Origin of the sequence: Streptomyces sp. NPDC048275, assembly GCF_040652275.1 — a bacterium.
Classification (GTDB): Bacteria; Actinomycetota; Actinomycetes; order Streptomycetales; family Streptomycetaceae; genus Streptomyces.
This window is the reverse complement of record NZ_JBEZLR010000017.1, coordinates 48,538-68,233: the sequence shown is the minus strand read 5'-3', so window position 1 is coordinate 68,233 and position 19,696 is coordinate 48,538. Positions and strand designations below refer to the sequence as shown.

The following is a 19,696-nucleotide window of genomic DNA, read 5'->3' as shown; positions in this document are numbered from 1 at the left end:
GAGCGTTCCAAACCCCTACGAAGGGACAGGACTTCGCCATGCCCGACGGCAGCAGCGACAACAACACGACCTTCATCTCCGGTGGGCATCTGGTCGCCAAGGCACTCAAAGCGGAAGGTGTGGAGGTCATCTACACCTTGTGCGGCGGCCACATCATCGATATCTACGACGGCTGCGTCGACGAAGGCATAGAGGTCGTCGACGTCCGTCACGAGCAGGTCGCCGCCCACGCCGCCGACGGCTACGCACGCATCACCGGCAAACCCGGCTGCGCCGTCGTGACGGCGGGTCCCGGTACGACCGATGCCGTGACCGGCGTCGCGAACGCCTTCCGCGCCGAGTCCCCGATGCTGCTCATCGGCGGCCAAGGAGCCCACACCCAACACAAAATGGGGTCCCTCCAGGACCTCCCGCACGTCGACATGATGACGCCGATCACCAAGTTCGCGGCGACCGTGCCGGACACGGCGCGCGCCGCCGACATGGTGTCGATGGCCTTCCGGGAGTGCTACCACGGCGCGCCCGGCCCCTCCTTTTTGGAGATCCCGCGCGATGTCCTGGACGCCAGGGTCCCGGTCGACAAGGCCCGGGTCCCGGCCGCCGGCCAGTACCGGGCCTCGACCCGCTCGGCCGGTGACCCCGAGGCGATCGAGAAGCTCGCGGACCTTCTCGTGCACGCCGAGAAGCCCGCGATCCTGCTGGGCAGCCAGGTCTGGACGACCCGGGGCACCGAGTCCGCGATCGATCTCGTACGCAGCCTCAACATCCCCGCCTACATGAACGGCGCGGGGCGCGGCACACTGCCGCCCGGGGACCCGCACCACTTCCAGCTCTCCCGTCGGTACGCCTTCTCCCACGCCGACGTCATCGTCATCGTCGGTACGCCCTTCGACTTCCGCATGGGCTACGGCAAGCGGCTCTCGCCGGACGCGACCGTCGTACAGATCGACCTCGACTACCGGACCGTCGGCAAGAACCGGGACATCGACCTGGGAATCGTCGGCGACGCGGGACTGATCCTCAAGTCGGTGACCGAGGCGGCCGCCGGGCGCATCAACGGGGGCGCGTCGAAGCGCAAGGAGTGGCTCGACGAGCTGCGGGCCGCCGAGCAGACCGCTCTCGAGAAGCGGCTGCCCAGCCTGAAGTCGGACGCCTCGCCGATCCACCCGTACCGCCTGGTGAGCGAGATCAACGACTTCCTCACCGAGGACTCCATCTACATCGGCGACGGCGGCGACATCGTCACCTTCTCCGGGCAGGTCGTGCAGCCCAAGTCACCCGGGCACTGGATGGACCCGGGCCCGCTGGGCACGCTCGGTGTCGGCGTCCCCTTCGTCCTCGCCGCCAAGCAGGCGCGGCCCGACAAGGAGGTCGTCGCCCTCTTCGGAGACGGCGCCTTCTCCCTCACCGGCTGGGACTTCGAGACCCTTGTCCGCTACAACCTTCCCTTCGTCGGCATCGTCGGCAACAACTCCTCCATGAACCAGATCCGTTACGGCCAGGCCCAGAAGTACGGCCTGGAGCGCGAGCGGGTCGGCAACACCCTCGGCGATGTCCACTACGACAAGTTCGCCCAGATGCTGGGCGGTTACGGCGAAGAGGTCCGCGACCCCGCCGACATCCGCCCGGCCCTGCAACGCGCCCGCGAGTCGGGCAAGCCGTCGCTCATCAACGTCTGGGTCGACCCGGACGCGTACGCCCCCGGAACCATGAACCAGACGATGTACAAGTGAGGTGACCCCGATGACAGCGATGACAGCGACGACAGCGACGACAGGAACGTCGACCAAGGCTCTCGAAGGCATCCGCGTCCTCGACATGACGCACGTCCAGTCCGGCCCTTCGGCCACCCAACTGCTCGCCTGGCTCGGCGCGGACGTCGTCAAGCTGGAGGCGCCGACCGGTGACATCACGCGGGGGCAGCTGCGCGACCTCCCGGACGTCGACTCCCTCTACTTCACGATGCTCAACTGCAACAAGCGGAGCATCACCCTCAACACCAAGACCGAGCGTGGCAAGGAGATCCTCACCGAGCTGATCCGCCGCTCGGACGTCATGGTCGAGAACTTCGGACCGGGCGCGGTCGACCGCATGGGGTTCACCTGGGACCGCATCCAGGAGATCAATCCGCGAATCGTCTATGCCTCCATCAAGGGGTTCGGGGACGGCCCGTACACCAACTTCAAGGCGTACGAGGTCGTCGCTCAGGCCATGGGCGGGTCGATGTCGACCACCGGCTTCGAGGACGGGCCGCCGCTCGCGACGGGCGCGCAGATCGGCGACTCGGGCACGGGCATTCACGCGGTGGCGGCGATCCTCGCCGCCCTGTTCCAGCGGGAGAACACGGGGCGCGGACAGCGCGTGAACGTGGCGATGCAGCACGCGGTGCTGAATCTGTGCCGGGTGAAGCTCCGGGACCAGCAGCGCCTGGAGCATGGGCCGCTGGCTGAATATCCCAACGACGACTTCGGCGACGAGGTTCCCCGTTCCGGCAACGCGTCCGGCGGCGGTCAGCCGGGCTGGGCGGTCAAGTGCGCGCCGGGCGGCCCCAACGACTACGTCTACGTCATCGTGCAGCCCGTCGGCTGGAAGCCGATCACCGAGCTCATCGGGCGGCCGGAGCTGGCGGACGACCCCGACTGGGCCACCCCTGCCGCACGGCTGCCCCAGCTCACCAAGATGTTCCAGCTCATCGAGGAGTGGTCGGCCACCCTCCCCAAGTGGGAGGTGCTGGAGAGGCTAAACGCCCACAACATCCCGTGCGGCCCGATCCTGTCCACCAGGGAGATCATCGAGGACGAGTCGCTGGTCGCCAACGAGATGGTCGTGAAGGTGCCGCACCCCGAGCGGGGCGAGTTCGTGACGGTCGGCAGTCCGCTGAAGCTGTCCGACTCCCCCGTGGACGTGACCAGTTCACCGCTGCTCGGCGAGCACAACGAAGAGGTCTACATCGGCGAGCTCGGCCTCGGCGACGAGGAGCTGCGCCTGCTCAAGTCGAACGGAGTGATCTGATTGATGGCCGAAGACCGGGTGCTGAGGGTGCGCACGCTCCTCGACGCCGTGCGGGCCGAGGGACGGACGGCGCTCACCGCGCCCGAGGGCAAGGTGCTCGCCGACGCGTACGCGATAGCCGTCCCCGGCGAGGAGTTGGCGACCGACGTCGACGAGGCGGTGGCGTACGCGGCGCGCTTCGGCGGACCCGTCGTGATGAAGATCGTCTCCCCGGACATCCTGCACAAGACCGACGCCGGCGGTGTGATCGTCGGCGTGGAGGGCGCCTCGGACGTACGGGCCGCCTTCCACAAGATCATCGAGAACGCCCGGGCCTACAACCCGCAGGCCCGCGTCGACGGCGTCCAGGTACAGGAACTGCTCCCCCAGGGACAGGAAGTCATCGTCGGCGCGGTGACCGACCCGACCTTCGGGAAGGTCGTCGCCTTCGGGCTCGGCGGCGTGCTGGTCGAGGTCCTCAAGGACGTCACCTTCCGGCTCGCTCCCGTGGTCGCCGACGAGGCGCTGTCGATGCTGGACTCGATCCGCGCGGCGGAGATCCTGCGCGGGGTGCGCGGCGCTCGGCCCGTGGACCGCTGGGCGCTCGCCGAGCAGATCCGCCGGGTCTCCGAACTCGTCGCGGACTTCCCGGAGATCGCCGAGGTGGACCTCAACCCGGTGATCGCCACTCCGGAGGGCGCACTCGCGGCGGACATCCGCGTGCTCCTCGCCGACAAGGTCGCGAAGCCCCGTCGTACGTACACGCGCGAGGAGATCCTCACCTCCATGCGCCGGCTGATGCAGCCCTCCTCCGTGGCCGTCATCGGTGCCTCCAACGAGCAGGGCAAGATCGGCAATTCGGTGATGCGCAACCTCATCGACGGCGGCTTCTCCGGAGAGATCCATCCGGTGAACCCCAAGGCCGATGACATTCTGGGCCGCAAGGCGTACAAGAGTGTCACTGACGTTCCCGGTGAGGTGGATGTGGCGGTCTTCGCGATTCCCGCCAAGTTCGTGGCCTCGGCCCTGGAGGAGGTGGGACGCAAGGGGATCCCCAACGCCGTACTGATCCCCTCCGGGTTCGCGGAGACCGGCGAACACGAACTCCAGGAGGAGATCGTGGCCATCGCCGAACGGCACGGCGTGCGGCTCCTCGGGCCGAACATCTACGGCTACTACTCGACGTGGCATGACCTGTGCGCCACGTTCTGCACACCGTACGACGTGAAGGGCGGCGTCGCGCTCACCTCGCAGTCCGGCGGCATAGGGATGGCCATCCTGGGTTTCGCGCGCACGACGAAGACCGGTGTCTCCGCGATCGTCGGGCTCGGCAACAAGTCGGACCTGGACGAGGACGACCTGCTCACCTGGTTCGGCGAGGACCCGCACACCGAGTGCATCGCGATGCACCTGGAGGACCTGAAGGACGGCCGCGCCTTCGTGGCCGCGGCCAAGGCGACGGTCCCGAAGAAGCCGGTCGTGGTCCTGAAGGCGGGCCGTACGGCCGCCGGGGCGAAGGCCGCCGGTTCGCACACCGGGGCGCTCGCGGGCGACGACGCCGTGTACGACGACATCCTGAAGCAGGCCGGCGTCATCAGGGCCCCGGGACTGAACGAAATGCTGGAGTACGCGCGCGCGTTGCCGGTGCTTCCCACCCCCAAGGGGGACAACGTCGTCATCATCACGGGCGCGGGCGGCAGCGGCGTCCTGCTGTCCGACGCGGTGACGGACAACGGCCTGTCCCTGATGGAGATCCCGCCGGACCTGGACGCGTCCTTCAGGAAGTTCATCCCGCCGTTCGGGGCCGCCGGTAACCCGGTGGACATCACGGGTGGCGAGCCGCCGTCGACGTACGAGGCGACGATCCGGCTGGGCCTGGAGGACCCCCGCATCCACGCGCTCGTCCTCGGCTACTGGCACACCATCGTGACCCCTCCCATGGTCTTCGCCGAGCTCACCGCGCGCGTGGTGGCCGAATTCCGCGAGCGCGGGATCGAGAAGCCCGTGGTGGCCTCACTCGCGGGCGACGTCGAGGTCGAGGAGGCCTGCCAGTACCTCTACGAGCGTGGGGTCGTGGCATACCCGTACACGACGGAGAAGCCGGTGGCCGTACTCGGCGCGAAGTACGGCTGGGCGCGGGCGGCGGGGCTGTTGGGGGGCGGTTCATGAGGTGAGGGAGGGCGGGGGTGGCCGACGGTGCGCGTCGGCCACCTCCAGGACCCGTGCGCACACGAAAGGCATTTGGACAGGGGGCGCTGGCCAGATCTTTCGACGCAAGGGGTGCTGAAGCGACATGACAACCACCGACCTCACGACGTCCGTCCCTTACAGGGAGGTGACGGACCGCAATGGCCGCCTGTACCGCATCGGTGAAACCGATCGGGACATCATGGGGCGACCACGCTGGACCATGGTGCTCTTCCCCTGGATGGGGATGCTGGGCATCAGTTCCTCGGAGTACGCGTTCACATCCGCCGAGGACACCCTGCACGACGCCCACCTGTGGAGCAGTGGGCACATCTTCTGGCTGATGGGCGTCTGGGTGTTCTTCCAGGCCGCCGTCGCCTTCCCCGCCGGACAGCTGCGCGAGAGCGGCAGGCTGCCCGCGCGGTACGCCATGTTCCTCGGCGCGTTCGGCACGATCCTCGGCTATCTGTCGCTCGCGTTCGCGCCGCACGTGATAGTCGCGTACATAGGTTTCGGCATGTTCAGCGGCATCGGAGCCGGCCTCGTCTACGCGACCTGCGTGAACATGGTCGGCAAGTGGTATCCGGAGCGCAAGGGCGGCAAGACCGGGATGGTCAACGGCGGCTTCGCCTACGGATCGGTGCCCTTCGTCTTCCTGTTCACCTCGTACATGGACCTGAGCAACTACAAGGGCGTCCTGGTGATGGTCGGCGTGATCTGCTGCTCCGTCGTCGCGTTCGCCGGCTGGTTCTTCAAGGACCCGCCCAAGGGCTGGTGGCCGGGGCACGTGGACCCGCTCAAGGTGTCCGACGACCCGAAGATCCGGCGGGCGCTGGAGAAGAACCCGCCGGCGGTGAAGCAGTACACCCCGAGGGAGGCCGCCCGTACACCCGTCCTGTGGATGATGTGGTTCTGTCTGCTGTGCACCGCCGGGATCAACATCTTCGGTATCGCCTTCCAGGTGCCGTTCGGCAAGGACATGGGGTTCGCGGGCGGGATCGTGGCCACGGCGATGTCCCTCAAAGCCATCGTCAATGGCACGGGACGGGGTGTCATCGGCTGGATCTCCGACAAGTTCGGGCGCCGCAACACGCTGATCATCGTCTGTCTGGTGCTGGGCTCCGCCCAGTTCGGCGTGCTGGTGTCCGGCCAGATGGGCAGCATGCCCTTCTTCCTGTTCTGCTCCATGGTCTCCGGATTCGGCGGCGGCGCGATCTTCCCGCTGTTCGCGGCCATGACGGCGGACTACTTCGGCGAGAACAACAACGCCTCCAACTACGGGATGGTCTACAGCTCGAAGCTGATCTCGGGCCTCGTGGGCTCGGGTATGGGCGCGGTGGTCGTCGGCGCGTGGGACTACGAAGGCGCCTTCGTGATCGCGGGCTCCATCGGCCTGGCCTCCGCGGTGCTCGCGTTGTTCCTGAAGGCGCCCGACCGGCCCAAGGCCCGGAGCGTCCGCCCCAACCCACAACCGCTCGGTGAGGAGATGGCGTGAAATGACGGCGGCCCCCATCGCCACCCGAGGCGCATCGGCCGACACCGGCGCCTCGAACCGCTCGAACCCCTCAAATCGCTCGTACCGCTCGTACCGCCCGTACCGCGAAGTCACCGACGCCCGAGGCCGTATCTACCGGATCGGCGGGACGGACCGGAACATTCTGGGCCACTCAAGCAAGTTGCGCTGAAGCAGCCGGGGCACGGCGGCACGGCGGGCCGGACTCCCCAGCCGCAGCCCGCCGGCTGACGGATTCACTCCGGATTCACCGGAAACATCGATCAGGCGGCCCTTCCCACTACGTGCCATGTGGGAAGGGCCGCCTGATCCTCTGTGGTACCGGTGTAGCTAGCGGCGCTTCTTACGCAGGGCCGCCAGGTTGTCGTAACCGATCTTCGCGTGCTTGAGGGACTGCCCTAGGTCGGTGGAGCTCGGGGCGTTGTCCTGCTCGACCATCGGGTTGTGGTAGTTCCGGTCGCCGACGCGCGAGAAGAACGTGGTGTAGTCGATGACGCCGGTGCCGAACGGCACCATGTCGTAGCCCATGCCGTTCGTGGTGTTGACGGTGCCGTCCTTGGCATGGAACAGCGGGAAGCGCTTGTTGTTGCGGGCGACGAGCCCGGCGGGGTCGAAGACCTTCTCCTGTACCGAGCCGTCGTGGGCCGTGTACGTGTGGAACTTGTACTGCGCCACGTGCGCCCAGAAGATGTCCATCTCCAGCCAGACGGACTTCGGGTCGGTGACCTTCAGGAAGTACTCCAGCTTGCGGATGCCGGAGCTACGGGTCGGACGGCCCTGGGCGTCCAGCGGGCCCCCGTCGAGCAGGAAGGAGTAGGCCGCGTCGTGGTTGTGGGTGTACAGCTTGACACCCTCGCGGCGGGCGATCTCACCGAGGGTGTTCCACTTGTCGGCCGCCACGTCCCAGTCGGCGCGGTAGGCACTGCCGGTTGGGTCGCCGCCGGTGCCCATGTGGGCCAGTCCGAGGATGTTGGCGATCTCCAGGTGCCGCTTGAAGGTGTCAAGGTCGGCTGTCGTGAAGGGCCAGGAGGGCGGTATGAAGCCGTGGTTGCCCTGCGCCCGCAGCCCGTACTCGTCGAGCCAGCAGCGCAGCTGCTTGGCGCCCTGCACGGACTCCAGGCTCGCGCCGCCCGGGGCGTTGGCGTGCTGGCCGTACCCGGCGAACTCCACCTGCCGGTAGCCGAAGCGTGAGAGCTGCTTGAAGACCTCACGGAAGCCGGAGGGCAGATCGGTGGTGAGCGGGTCGCGGCCCACCGCGTCACGGACGGTGTAGAGGATGATGCCGCGCTTGCTCGCGGGGACGAGGACGTCGCCGCCGTGGTCGTGGCCTCTTCCCCGGCTCTGGGCCAGGGCTGGGGACGCGCCGAGGACGGGCGCGGCGATCGCCGCGGTCGCCGCGGCGGTGCAGGAGCTGAGGAATCGGCGGCGGTTGACGCCGAGAGTACGGCGCAGGGCGTCGCCGGTTGCGGATTCGTCGTTGAACGCGGTCACGGTCTCTCGCTTTCGGGTCGGTGTTCAGCTGTGACGGGTGCGGGACGGTCTGCTGCTCCGCCGCAGTTCAGCGGCGTGTACGAGGCCGTGCGGCATGCGTGCTGGACGCACGCAGGACGCGTTGTCAGTGGCGCGTGCTTCACTTTCCGTAGTCGCTCGTCCGGTCTCGTCATCCGAGACCGGCCAGGTCGAGCAGCAGGGATTTCACTTCGGTGGCCGCGACGCGGCCCGTGACGGTGCGGGGGGTGGAGCAGATGATGAGCGGACCTTCGTCGTCGCTCATGGGAAGGCGGCCCTGGCTGCCTCGAATAGGTGAGGGGTCGAGGGGCACGACCGCCATGCGGTAGCGCAGGCCGAGCTTCTTGCGGGCCAGAGCCGTGGCGGCCTTCACCTTGACGTAGGGGTCGAGCGGATCCATGAAGAGTTCGACCGGGTCGTAGCCGGGTTTGCGGTGGATCTCGACGAGCTGCGCGAAGTCGGGCGCGCAGTCGTCGTCGAGCCAGTAGTAGTACGTGAACCAGGCGTCCGGCTCCGCGACGGCGACGAGTTCGCCGGAGCGCGGATGGTCGAGATGGTGGATCTTCTTGCCCTCGTCGTCGAGGAGTTGCTCGATGCCGGGCAGGTCGGCGAGTGCCGCTTTCGTGACGTCCAGGTCCTCGGGGCGTCGCACGTAGACATGGGCGATCTGGTGGTCGGCGACCGCGAAGGCGCGTGAGGCCATCGGGTCGAGGTACTCCATGCCGTCCTGTGTGTGCACTTCGAGGAGTCCGGCGCGGCGCAGGGCGCGGTTGATGTCGACCGGACGGTCGGCGCGGGTGATGCCGTACTCGGAGAGCGCGACGACGGTACGGCCTTCCGCCTTCGCGTCGTCGAGGAGGGGAGCCATGGCCGCGTCGAGGTCCGCGGCCGCCTGGTGGGAGCGCGGGTCGTCAGGGCCGAAGCGCTGCAAGTCGTAGTCGAGGTGCGGGAGGTAGCAGAGGGTCAGGTCGGGTCGGCGGGTGCGGTTGATGTGGCGCGTCGCGTCGATGATCCAGCGGCTGGAGACGAGGTCGGCGCCGGGACCCCAGAAGTGGAAAAGGGGGAACGTGCCGAATTGTTCGGTGAGTTCGTCGTGCAGGGCCGGGGGCCGGGTGTAGCAGTCGGGTTCCTTGCGGCCGTCGGCGTAGTAGACGGGACGGGGAGTGACGGTGATGTCGGTGTCGGCGCCCATGGCGTACCACCAGCAGATATTGGCGACCGTGTAGCCGGGATGAGCGCGCCGGGCGGCGTCCCACAGCTTGTCTCCGGACACCAGGCCGTTGTGCTGCCGCCACAGGAGTACGTCGCCGAGCTCGCGGAAGTACCAGCCGTTGCCGACGATGCCGTGCTCGGCGGGGTGGGTTCCGGTGAGGAAGGTGGACTGGGCGGCGCAGGTGACGGCGGGCAGGACGGTGCCGAGCGGGGCGCGGGAGCCGGACTGGCCGAGGGCCTTGAGATGGGGCATGTGGTCGAGGAGACGGGGGGTGAGGCCGACGACGTCCAGGACGAGGAGAGGGGTGGGCCCGGGGTGCTCGTGCGGCGGCTGGGTCACGGCAGCTCCTTGAGGCCGAGGTCCGTCAACAGGTCGCGGGCGAGGGTGAGCTCGGCGGCGATGCCGTCAGCGAGCTGGGCGCGGGCGCGGGGGCGCAGCTCGGGCGGGAGGGCCTGCCAGGTGTAGGTCTCGACCTCCAGGTGGTGGGTGATCGGATGCGGGCCGCCGACGAGGCGGGTCAGCGCGGCCCTCAGAACGGGAAGTGTGGAGGTGAGGGGTGCGGTGGGGGCCGCGTGCAGCGGGACGTGGAAGTGGGCACGCCACGGGGAGGCGTCGGGCAGGGCGTCACCGGCGAGGGCCTCGGCGAGGTCGTCGGTGCCGCGCAGGCCGGCGGCGGTGCGGGTGCGGGTCTGGTGCAGGAAGCGGGGCTCGTCGAAGGCGGCGAGGGCCGCGCGGACTTCGGGGAGATGGGGGTGTTCGGCGTGCAGGGCGGCTGACAGTTGGGATTTGACGACGGGGACGTGGGCTTCGATGAGCGCGTCCAGGGCGGTGTGCGGGTCTTCGAAGGAGGTGGCGAGGTGACAGGTGTCGATGCAGATGCCGATGCGGTCGTGGCCGATCGCGGTGAGCGGGGCGATGGCGTCGCGTGTGGTCTCGACCGTGCAGCCCGGTTCCGGTTCGATGCCGATACGGAGAGAGCGGCCGGTGAGTTCGTGGAGGGCGTCGAGGCGTTCGGCGAGCCTGGTCAGCGCGGTGTGGGCGGTTGTCGCCCGCTCGTCGTCGTACGCGGTGCGCCAGGCGAGGGGCAGTGTGGAGATGCTGCCTTCGGTGACGTCGTCGGGGAGAAGCTGGGCGAGGACACGGGCCAGGTCGGTGGTGTGGGCGAGCCGCTCCGGGTCGGCCCAGTCCGGCTGATAGACGCGGTACTTGACCTCTTCGGCACCGAAGCCTTCGTAGGGGAAGCCGTTGAGGGTGACTACTTCGAGGCCGCGGCGATCGAGTTCGGTGCGCAGGCCGCGCAGCGCGGTCGGGTCGGTGACCAGGGCATGGGCGGCGTCCCTGGCCAGCCACAGACCGATGCCGAGGCGGTCGCGGCCGAGACGCCGGCGGACCGGTTCGCAGTGGTCGCGGAGCTGGGCGAGGACACCCTCGAGGGTCTCGGCCGGGTGGACATTGGTGCAGTAGGCGAGGTGCACGGTGGAGCCGTCGGGGTGGCGGAAACGCATCGCTCACTCCCCGCCGCGCAGGATGGAGTTTCCTTCGTGGGTCGCGGCGTTGCCGGTCACATCGAGAGACAGGCGTCCGCTGATTCCGTAGAAGGCAACGGGATTGCGCCACAGCACCCGGTCGACCTCGTCCTCGGTGAACCCGGCCTCGAGCAGCGCGTCGCCGACTCGACGAGTCTTGAGGGGATCGCTTCTGCCCCAGTCCGCGGCCGAGTTGACGAGCATCTTCTCCGGCCCGTACGTACGCAGGATCGCGACCATCCGCGCCTCGTCCATCTTGGTGTCGGGATAGACGGAGAAGCCCAGCCAGCAGCCGCTGTCCTTGGCCTCCTTGACGGTGGTCTCGTTGAGGTGGTCGACCAGGACCCGGTCGGGGGGCAGCGCCGACTCCCGGACCACCGAGAGAGTGCGCCGCAGACCGGCCTGCTTGTCGCGGTGCGGAGTGTGGACAAGCGCCGGGAGTTCATGGTCGGCGGCGAGTTCCAGCTGGGTGGCGAGGGCGGTGTCCTCGGCGGGAGTCATCGAGTCATAGCCGATCTCGCCCACGGCCACGACCTGGTCCTTGACGAGATACCTGGGCAGTTCGTCGAGGACGGGGACACAGCGGGGGTCGTTCGCCTCCTTGGGATTGAGGGCGAGCGCGCAGTGGTGAGCGATGCCGTACTGGGCGGCGCGGAAGGGTTCCCAGCCGAGGAGCGAGTCGAAGTAGTCGAAGAAGGAGGCGGGCGAGGTGCGGGGCTGGCCGAGCCAGAAGGAGGGCTCGACGACGGCGCGGACGCCCGCGGCCCGCATGGCCTCGTAGTCGTCGGTGGTCCGTGACGTCATATGGATGTGGGGGTCGAAAATGCGCATCAGGACTCCTTGCCGGATGTGTCGTACCTGCCGGTGGGGGTGGCGGCGGGCTCGGCTGCGGGCTCGGTCAGGGCCAGGACGCGCTGCAGGTCCTCGGGCACGGGACGGCCCGCGGCGGTGCGCTCCTGCGCGTAGTCGGCGAGCATCCTGGCGAGTTCGGCGTCCGCGTGGGCGCGCTGCGCCAGGTCGGCCACGGCGTCGACGGGTACGCCGGTGAAAAGGCACTTGAGGACGGCGTGCCGCCAGGTGTGGTCGTCCAGGTGCCGGGCGGCGTAGGGGCCGAGGGCGGCGGCGACCAGACGGGTGTCGTTGACGCGCAGGGCGTCCTCGACGAGGGGCAGGGCGTCAGGGCCGGGCACGAGGTGGGGCAGGGCGTGCAGGACGGCTCGGCGTTCGGCGGCGGTGCCCTGCCGGTAGACGCGGGTGAGTGCGTCCGTGTCGGCGTGGGCTGCGTGGAGGAGGAGGACGCGTGCGGCGTCGGCATACTCGTGCCCGCAGCGGCGGCCGGCCTCGGCGATCCGCAATTCCCAGGCGGAGATGGGCCCGTGGGTGCCGGGGTGGGCGGTGGCTTCCTCGAGGGCCTGGTCGAGCCAGGCGCGGGCTGCCGCGTCGAGGGAGGTGTTCAAGTGGGCGTGCAGGGCGGCGAGGGCGGGGTGGGCAGTGGGGCTCGCGGCGGTGGAACTCGTGGCATTGGGGCTGGTGGCGGTGGGACTCATGGCGGTGGCGTGGGGTGCGTCTGGGGGGTGGTTCACGGGGTGCTCCCTTCGGCGCCGTCAGGGATCGCCCGGGCCGCGCGGCGGAGGAACGGGAGGGACTGCTCGGCGAAGTGGGGGCCCGCGTGGGAGTGGCGGGGCAGTTCGACGACGGTCAGTGCCTGGTATCCGGTGGCGGCCAGAGCTTCGAGTACGGGCGGGAAGTCGATCTCCCCGTCCCCGAACGGGAGGTGTTCGTGGATGCCGCGGCGCATGTCCTCGATCTGGACGTGTCGCAGCCAGGGGGCGGCGGCGCGTACGCATTCGGCGGGCGGCAGGGGCTCCAGGCACTGGCAGTGGCCGATGTCGAGGGTGAGGCCGAGCGCGGGCGGGTCGCCGAGGCTGTGACGGAGGTGGTGGAAGTCGGCGAGGGTGGCGAGCAGGTGGCCGGGTTCGGGTTCGACGGCGAGGGGGATGCCGGCGTCGGTGGCCGCGTCCAGCACGGGGGTGAGTGCCTCGGCGAGGCGCTTCCAGGCGGTGTCCTCGTCCGTTCCAGCCGGGGGGACACCGCTGAAGCAGTGCACGGCGTGGGCGCCGAGTGCGGCGGCGGCCTGTATGGCACGGATCAGCAGGTCGACGCGGCGCGCCCGGTCGGCCGGGTCCGGGTCGAGGAGCGACGGGCCGTGCTTGCGGCGCGGGTCGAGGACATAGCGGGCGCCGGTCTCCACGGTGACGCCGAGGCCGAGAGCGTCCAGTCTGCGGGCCACCCTCCGGGTGTGGGCGGCGAAATCCGGGGCCAGGGGGTCCAGGTGCATGTGGTCGAGGGTCAGGCCGACGCCGTCGTAGCCGAGCTCCGCGAGGAGAGCGAGGGCGTCGTCCAGGCGGAGGTCGGCGAGGCCGTTCGTGCCATAGCCGAAGCGGAGGGGGTGGGGTCGGGGGCCGGCCTGCGCGGGCGGGCGGGGTGCAGGGGTCATGTGACGCTCACCTTCCGGGCGAACCTGCGGGCCGCCGGAGCGAGTGCGGCTGTGAGGAATGCGGTGGTGAAGGCACCGGAGCGGGCTGCGAGGGCGGCCTGAAGAGGGATCATGGCGCGGATTCCGCCGCCGACGGCTCGCTGGGTGAGCTGGGGTGAGGGGTTGAGGGTGGCGTGGAGGAGGGGTCGGGCGGAGGTGACGGCGTAGAGGGTGGCGTAGAGGGTGGTGAGGGCCCCGCGCCGGGCGTCTGCGGTGGGGTTCCGCGAGGAGGCGGAGGAGACTGCGGAGGAGGCGGGTGCTCGGCCGTTCGTCAGTCCCCAGGCCAGTGAGGCTGTCGTGGCGAGTGCGGCCAGCGGCGCGAGCGGCGAACCGCCCTGGGTCTCACCGCGGGACACCGTGGTCACCGCGAGGGTGTGGGTGGCCAGGGTCAGCGCGGAGGGCAGGGCGGGGCGGATGCTGCCGCCGGTGGTCGCCGCGCCGAGGAGCAGGTCCAGGCCTCGGGCGGTGGCCATCGCCGCCGGTCCTGCGGGAGTTCGTTTGAGCGTGAGGTCGTAGGCCCACACCGTGGCGGCGAGGGGTGCCGCGACCGCGAGGGCCGGACGTCCGGCGCGGGCCGCCAGGGCCAGGCCCGCCGCCGTCAGGGCACCCGCCGCCGCGAGTGCCGCGGCCGGTCGTACGCGCCCGGACGGCAGCGGGCGGTGCGGGCGTTCCACCGCGTCCTCGGCTTGGTCGGCCCAGTCGTTGAGGGCCATGCCCGCCTCGTACAGACAGAGGGAGGAACCGATGGCCAGCAGAGTGCGCGGCGTCGGGCGCGCACCGACGGCGGCGGCTCCCGCGAGCGCGTCCCCGGGGACGGTGAAGATGGCAGGTAGGCGCAACAACTCGGCCCAGGCATTGGCCGCCTTGCGGCGCGGGATCGGGAGCGGGGTTGGGAGCGTTTTGGGGCTCGGGCCCCCACTCGGGCTCGGACTCCCACTCGGGCTCGGGCTCGGACTCGGACTCACGCTCGGGCCGGTCAATCGACCCAACCGGATCAACCCGCCCAACCGACCTGCCAAGCCCAGCCAAGCCAACCAACCTGACCGGCCCGACCCGCCCTCCCCCGCCCGGTGGGCGGCCTGCGCCCTCATCGTGGGTTCCCAGGGCTTACGCGCAGTTGCTGCGCGAATCGTGTCAGGGCCGCGTACTGCTCGCCCAGCGCCGAGGGGCCGTCACCCACCGGGTCCTTGAAGTAGAAGCCGAGTGCGCTCAGCGGGCCCGAGAGGCCCTTCTCGTGTGCGCGGGCGACGAGGCGTGCGAGGTCGAGAACCAGCGGTGCCGCCAGTGCGGAGTCACAGCCCTGCCAGATGGTCTGAAGGATCATCCGGGTGCCGAGGAAACCGTCGAAGGCGATGTGGTCCCAAGCGGTCTTCCAGTCGCCGAGGGCCGGGACGTCGTCGATGTGGACCTCGCCTTCAGGCGCAGCGCCCAGGGTGTCCGCGAGCACCCGCTCCTTGCCTGCGTTCTTGGCCGCGGCGGCACCCGGGTCGGCGAGGGACGCGCCGTCCCCGCCGCCCAGGAGGTTGGTGCCCGACCAGGCACGGACCGCCAGCGCCCGCTGGGCGAACATCGGCCCGAGTACCGACCGCAGCAGGGTCTGGCCCGTTTTGCCGTCGCGCCCGGCATACGGCAGGCCACTGGACCCCGCCGCGGAAGACAGCGCCGGGTGGTGCAGACCCGTCGACGGGGTGAAGTTCACGTACGGGCAGCCGGCCTGCACAGCGGCCGCCGCGTACAAGGAGCTCGGGGGAAGTTCGGTGCCGGTGGGGGTGGGCTCGGTGGAGGCCACGTTCACCACGATCGCCCGGGCCAGCCCCCGTCGCCGTACAAAATCCCGTAGGTCCGCCGCGAAGTCGTCCACAAGTTGGGCCGCGGTCCGTGTGTCGCCGGGGGCGGGGCCGCCCGGGCGGATCTCCCCGTCTGCGGCGGCGAGTTCGGCCGCCACCGCCGAGGGAAGACCGTGCGGGAGGACTCCCTCGGCGGCCAGGGCCTCCGCGCGTTTGGGCAGCGGGCAGTCCACGGTGTCGTGGCCGCCGAAGACGAGGGAGGACAACGCGGGCAGACCACACCCGGCGAAGGGGGCGGTCTCGGTGACGATGCCGGTCGGAGGGTGCAGGCCGGCGGTGACGGCCGCGCAGCCGGCTATCACGGTGGTGGCGACGGAGCCGCGCGCTCCTATCAGCCACACGCCCACCCGGGGTTCGGAAAGGGACGCGGACATGGGCAGCCTCCTTGTCGTACTTCGTCGTACGTCAGCCACATGGAAGAGAAAGAGGAGTACGGAAGAGAAGAGGAGTGAGGATGAGGCGGCGGGCGGGAGTACGGCGTCTCCCGCCCGCCGCCGCTCAGTTGCCCTCAGGGGCAGTTTCCTGATCCGGGCGTTACGGAGTCAGCCCGTCGTGAAGGTGAAGTCGTCCACCGCGTAGAGCGGGCCGGTTCCGCTTCCCTTGAAGACGAGGTAGAGCTCGGTGGTGTCGCTCGGCACTCGCGAGAGGTTGGCGCTGACGTCCTGGAAGGTGTCCCAGCCGCCGGTCACCGGCACGGTCGCGGTGCCCAGCACTCGGCCGGTCGGGGAGCCCACGCGGACTTGGAGGGTGCCCCCCGCGCCGGCGGAGGCGACGCGTGCCGTGATCTTCTGAGCGCCGCCCAGGGCGTACGGCGTGAAGGAGATCCAGTCGCCGTTGCCGATGTCGCCGACGGTCTTTCCGCCGTGCGCGGTTGCCTGCGAGTTGACGGTGACCCCGGAGGCGTCGTCGTAGTGCTCGGCCTGGCGGTGCTTGGGCTGGAGGACGCTCTGGTCGTGGGTGGTCAGCGGGGCCTGGCCGCCTCCTCCGCCGTCGGTGTACTCGGCGTCGAGGACCCCGAAGATGTTGGCGTCGTCGTCGTGGCCACCGTCGGCGCTGGTCTGCAGGGTGCCGGTGCAGCCGGTCGCCGAGGTGAGCGGGTGGCCGTGGCTGTCATGGCCCAGGATGAAGTTGACCGTCACCTTGGCGCAGTCGATCGTGCGGCCGTCCTCCGGGTCGGTGACCTTCACCTTGAACGGCACGGCGTCGCCGAAGCTGAACAGCTGGCCGTCGCGAGGCAGTTCGACCACCACCTTGGGTGCGGTGTTGCCGACCACGATCTGCACGCTGGCGCTGCCCGTACGACCCGAGGCGTCCTTCGCCGTCACGGTCGCCGTGTACGTCCCGTTCTTCTTGTACTTGTGCGCGGGGTTCGCGGAGGTGGACGTGCCGCCGTCGCCGAAGTCCCAGCTGTAGGTGAGGGCGTCACCGTCGGCGTCGGTCGAACCGGCGGAGGAGAAGCGCACCTTGAGCGACGCCTGCCCTGACGTGCGGTCGGCGGCGGCCTGTGCGACGGGTGAGTGTCCGTCGGTGGCGTTCTCGATGCGGTAGAGACCCGAGTGTTCGTCGCCGCCGAACCAGGCGGTGCCGTAGTCCAGGACGTAAAGGGCGCCATCGGGCCCGAACGCCATGTCCATCACCTGCGTGCCCGTCCACGGGACGGAGTTGATGGACTGCACGGCGCCGTTTCCGTCCGACACGATCCGCTTGATCCAGCGGCGGCCGAACTCCCCTGCGAAGAAGTTCCCGTCGTACGCCTGCGGGAACTTCACCGGCGAGTCCAGCGAGGCGTCGTAGTGGTAGACCGGGCCGCCCATCGGGGACTCGGAGCCGTCACCGAGCTCCGGGACGGACGCACCGTCGTACGGGATCCAGGCGGGCTGCGCCGGGGGCAGGTCGGTGAGGCCGGTGTTGTTGGGGGAGGTGTTCTTCGGCGCGGCGCAGTCGAAGGCCGCACCGGAGGTCTTGGTGGCGAAGTCGTAGTCCACGTAGGCGTCGTTGTCGCCCGTGCAGTAAGGCCAGCCGAAGTTGCCGGGGCCTGTCACCCGCGCGAACTCGACCTGGCCGGCGGGGCCGCGAGCCGGGTCGGCCGCGCCCGCGTCAGGGCCGTAGTCACCCACGTAGAGGATGCCGGTCGCCTTGTCGACGCTGAAGCGGAACGGGTTGCGGAAGCCCATCGCGTAGATCTCGGGGCGCGTCTTGTCCGTGCCGGGTGCGAAGAGGTTGCCGTCGGGGATGGAGTACGAGCCGTCGGCGTTCACCTTGATGCGCAGGATCTTGCCGCGCAGGTCGTTGGTGTTGCCAGACGAACGCTGGGCGTCGAAGACCGGGTTGCGATCGGCGCGCTCGTCGATGGGTGAGAAGCCGTCCGACTGGAAGGGATTGGAGTCGTCCCCGGTGGAGAGGTAGAGGTTCCCGGCCGCGTCGAAGTCGATGTCGCCGCCGACGTGGCAGCAGATGCCGCGGGTCGCCTTGACGTCGAGGATCTGCTTCTCGCTGGCCGCGTCCAGCGTGCCGTCGGTCTTCAGGACGAACCGCGAGAGGCGGTTGACACCCTCGAAGGGGGCGAAATCGGCCGCGGTGCCGGTCTCCGGGGCGTCGCCCGCCGGGGTGTTCAGCGGCGGCGCGTAGTAGAGGTAGATGAAGCGGTTGTCGGTGAAGTCCGGGTCGATGCCTACGCCTTGCAGGCCTTCCTCGTCGTGCGAGTAGACGTCGAGTTTGCCCGCGATCCTGGTGTTGCCGGCCGCGTCGGTCAGGCGGAGCTCGCCGTCGCGGGAGGTGTGCAGGACCGAGCGGTCCGGGAGGACGGCGAGCGACATCGGCTCGCCGACCTCGGGCTCGCCCTTGGCGAGGGTGACCTGCTGGAAGTCCTCGGCCGCCGGCGCGGCTCCCGGGTCGGCGACGGCTGCGGGTGCCGTGAGGGTGAGGGACGCGGCGGCGAGCAGGGCGCCGCTCAGCAGGGCGAGTGCCCCGCGGAGTCTCCGGCGCCTGGTGCGGTCCTTGGGTCGGCTGGATCTGCCGGGGTTGCTGATACTTCCGTTCGGGTGCACGAAATGCCTCCATGAAGGGGCTGGTCGTACGGGCGGGTGCGATTCGCCGGGGTGCGCCGTCACCCCGGAAGTCCGTGAACGTGCTGACGCGGCCTGGGTCCTGTCGTCACATTCCCGTCGTCCGCCCGGAGGGCGGGCCTCGCGCCCGCCGTGGAGCGGCTGATGTCTGCCATAGGTGCGTGCCCTCGGCGCACCGGGCACAGGCCCTCGAACTGGTGGTACGTGGGTCTGTGCCGGTGCGCCGAGCAGGGGTCCCCCGCTCGAAGAGCTTGGGGGAACATGCATGGCGTCGCGAGGCAGGCGGGACTGTGACGACAGGGCCTAGTCGTTGCCGCCGAACGCCGCGTCGAAGGATGCCGACGGCGGCTCGAAGTCGTATGCCTTGAGGCGGGTCAGGGCCTCGGGTGCGCCCTGGAGCCGGTCCATGCCGGCGTCCTCCCACTCGACCGAGATGGGGCCCGCGTAGTCGATGGAGCGCAGCATGCGGAAGACGTCCTCCCAGGGGACGTCGCCGTGGCCCGCGGAGACGAAGTCCCAGCCGCGGCGCGGATCGCCCCAGGGCAGATGCGAGCCGAGGCGGCCGTTGCGGCCGTCGAGCCGCTTGCGGGCTTCTTTGCAGTCGACGTGGTAGATGCGGTCGCGGAAGTCGTAGAGGAAGCCGACCGGGTCGAGGTCCTGCCACACGAAGTGCGACGGGTCGAAGTTCAGACCGAAGGCAGGACGGTGGTCGACTGCCGCCAGTGCCTTGTGGGTGGTCCAGTAGTCGTACGCGATCTCGCTCGGGTGGACCTCGTGCGCGAACCGCACGCCCTGTGCGTCGAAGACGTCCAGGATCGGGTTCCAGCGCGTCGCGAAGTCCTCGTAGCCGCGCTCGATCATCGACTCGGGTGCGGGCGGGAACATCGCGACCAGGTGCCAGATCGCCGAGCCGGTGAAGCCGATGACGGTGTCGACGCCGAAGGCCGCCGCGGCGCGCGCGGTGTCGGCGATCTCGGCGGCCGCCCGCTGCCGTACGCCTTCGGGTTCGCCGTCGCCCCAGATGCGGGCGGGCAGGATGGCCTGGTGGCGCTCGTCGATGATGGCGTCGCACACGGCCTGGCCGACGAGGTGGTTGGAGATCGCCCAGCACTTGAGGCCGTACTTGTCGAGCAGCGCGTGCCTGGAGTCGATGTACGCGGGGTCGGCGAGCGCCTTGTCGACCTCGAAGTGATCGCCCCAGCAGGCGAGTTCGAGTCCGTCGTAGCCGAAGTCGCGGGCGAGTCGGCAGACCTCTTCGAGCGGCAGGTCGGCCCACTGGCCGGTGAAGAGTGTGAAGGTGCGCGGCATG

General features: G+C 69.8%; 14 protein-coding genes and 1 pseudogene. 5 read left to right on the top strand and 10 right to left on the bottom strand.

The annotated features are described in order from the left end of the window. Positions 1-38: 38 nt before the first annotated feature. The 5 genes and pseudogenes from AB0D57_RS13410 to AB0D57_RS13390 form a co-directional block, all read left to right on the top strand. Positions 39-1,733 (top strand): thiamine pyrophosphate-binding protein, encoded by a 1,695-nt coding sequence (locus tag AB0D57_RS13410; RefSeq protein ID WP_362071137.1) that lies wholly within the window; start codon positions 39-41, stop codon positions 1,731-1,733. 19 nt (positions 1,734-1,752) lie between these two features. Continuing rightward, entirely contained in the window at positions 1,753-3,012 is a 1,260-nt protein-coding gene (gene frc / locus AB0D57_RS13405; protein WP_362071245.1) for a formyl-CoA transferase, read from the top strand. 3 nt (positions 3,013-3,015) lie between these two features. Further along, the gene (locus tag AB0D57_RS13400; RefSeq protein ID WP_362071135.1) at positions 3,016-5,160 is read left to right on the top strand and encodes an acetate--CoA ligase family protein; all 2,145 of its coding nucleotides are present in this window, start codon (positions 3,016-3,018) and stop codon (positions 5,158-5,160) included. Between the two features lie 124 nt (positions 5,161-5,284). After that, complete coding sequence (locus tag AB0D57_RS13395; protein ID WP_362071134.1) at positions 5,285-6,673, top strand: OFA family MFS transporter; 1,389 nt, start codon at positions 5,285-5,287, stop codon at positions 6,671-6,673. Between the two features lies 1 nt (position 6,674). Continuing rightward, positions 6,675-6,857: pseudogene (locus AB0D57_RS13390) on the top strand (hypothetical protein); the annotation flags it as partial. Positions 6,858-7,021: 164 nt separating this feature from the next. Here the strand turns inward: AB0D57_RS13390 and AB0D57_RS13385 are convergent. The 10 genes from AB0D57_RS13385 to AB0D57_RS13340 form a co-directional block, all read right to left on the bottom strand. After that, entirely contained in the window at positions 7,022-8,182 is a 1,161-nt protein-coding gene (locus AB0D57_RS13385) for a sugar phosphate isomerase/epimerase family protein (protein ID WP_362071132.1), read from the bottom strand. 169 nt (positions 8,183-8,351) lie between these two features. Continuing rightward, positions 8,352-9,752, bottom strand: coding sequence for a nucleotide pyrophosphatase/phosphodiesterase family protein (locus AB0D57_RS13380; protein WP_362071130.1), 1,401 nt, complete (start codon positions 9,750-9,752; stop codon positions 8,352-8,354). Further along, positions 9,749-10,918 carry a metabolite traffic protein EboE gene (gene eboE, locus AB0D57_RS13375; protein WP_362071128.1) on the bottom strand — a complete coding sequence of 390 codons (1,170 nt, stop codon included), beginning with the start codon at positions 10,916-10,918 and terminating at the stop codon, positions 9,749-9,751. The genes AB0D57_RS13380 and eboE overlap by 4 nt, the downstream gene beginning before the upstream one ends. Before the next feature lie 3 nt (positions 10,919-10,921). Further along, positions 10,922-11,770 (bottom strand): TatD family hydrolase, encoded by an 849-nt coding sequence (locus AB0D57_RS13370; RefSeq protein WP_362071126.1) that lies wholly within the window; start codon positions 11,768-11,770, stop codon positions 10,922-10,924. Further along, positions 11,770-12,486 (bottom strand): EboA domain-containing protein, encoded by a 717-nt coding sequence (locus AB0D57_RS13365; RefSeq protein WP_362071243.1) that lies wholly within the window; start codon positions 12,484-12,486, stop codon positions 11,770-11,772. The genes AB0D57_RS13370 and AB0D57_RS13365 overlap by 1 nt, the downstream gene beginning before the upstream one ends. A gap of 32 nt (positions 12,487-12,518) precedes the next feature. Then, on the bottom strand, positions 12,519-13,436 hold the full coding sequence (locus AB0D57_RS13360; protein WP_362071124.1) for a sugar phosphate isomerase/epimerase family protein: 918 nt from the start codon (positions 13,434-13,436) through the stop codon (positions 12,519-12,521). Further along, positions 13,433-14,566, bottom strand: coding sequence for an SCO3242 family prenyltransferase (locus AB0D57_RS13355; protein WP_362071122.1), 1,134 nt, complete (start codon positions 14,564-14,566; stop codon positions 13,433-13,435). Before AB0D57_RS13355 ends, AB0D57_RS13360 begins: the two co-directional genes overlap by 4 nt. Continuing rightward, entirely contained in the window at positions 14,563-15,696 is a 1,134-nt protein-coding gene (locus tag AB0D57_RS13350; protein ID WP_362071120.1) for an inositol-3-phosphate synthase, read from the bottom strand. Before AB0D57_RS13350 ends, AB0D57_RS13355 begins: the two co-directional genes overlap by 4 nt. A 168-nt stretch (positions 15,697-15,864) precedes the next feature. Further along, positions 15,865-18,351, bottom strand: a complete 2,487-nt coding sequence (locus AB0D57_RS13345) for a PQQ-dependent sugar dehydrogenase (protein WP_362071241.1) — start codon at positions 18,349-18,351, stop codon at positions 15,865-15,867. Between the two features lie 339 nt (positions 18,352-18,690). Beyond that, complete coding sequence (locus AB0D57_RS13340; RefSeq protein WP_362071118.1) at positions 18,691-19,695, bottom strand: sugar phosphate isomerase/epimerase family protein; 1,005 nt, start codon at positions 19,693-19,695, stop codon at positions 18,691-18,693. Position 19,696: the final 1 nt, after the last annotated feature.

Bases quoted from the DNA above. Each gene is read 5' to 3' on its own strand.
- AB0D57_RS13400 (WP_362071135.1), top strand. From the start codon at position 3,016: ATGGCCGAAGACCGGGTGCTGAGGGTGCGCACGCTCCTCGACGCCGTG.
- AB0D57_RS13395 (WP_362071134.1), top strand. From the start codon at position 5,285: ATGACAACCACCGACCTCACGACGTCCGTCCCTTACAGGGAGGTGACG.
- eboE (WP_362071128.1), bottom strand. From the start codon at position 10,918: ATGCGTTTCCGCCACCCCGACGGCTCCACCGTGCACCTCGCCTACTGC.
- AB0D57_RS13350 (WP_362071120.1), bottom strand. From the start codon at position 15,696: ATGTCCGCGTCCCTTTCCGAACCCCGGGTGGGCGTGTGGCTGATAGGA.
- AB0D57_RS13340 (WP_362071118.1), bottom strand. From the start codon at position 19,695: ATGCCGCGCACCTTCACACTCTTCACCGGCCAGTGGGCCGACCTGCCG.
- frc (WP_362071245.1), top strand. From the start codon at position 1,753: ATGACAGCGACGACAGCGACGACAGGAACGTCGACCAAGGCTCTCGAA.
- AB0D57_RS13410 (WP_362071137.1), top strand. From the start codon at position 39: ATGCCCGACGGCAGCAGCGACAACAACACGACCTTCATCTCCGGTGGG.
- AB0D57_RS13355 (WP_362071122.1), bottom strand. From the start codon at position 14,566: ATGAGGGCGCAGGCCGCCCACCGGGCGGGGGAGGGCGGGTCGGGCCGG.
- AB0D57_RS13370 (WP_362071126.1), bottom strand. From the start codon at position 11,770: ATGCGCATTTTCGACCCCCACATCCATATGACGTCACGGACCACCGAC.
- AB0D57_RS13360 (WP_362071124.1), bottom strand. From the start codon at position 13,436: ATGACCCCTGCACCCCGCCCGCCCGCGCAGGCCGGCCCCCGACCCCAC.
- AB0D57_RS13365 (WP_362071243.1), bottom strand. From the start codon at position 12,486: ATGAGTCCCACCGCCACCAGCCCCAATGCCACGAGTTCCACCGCCGCG.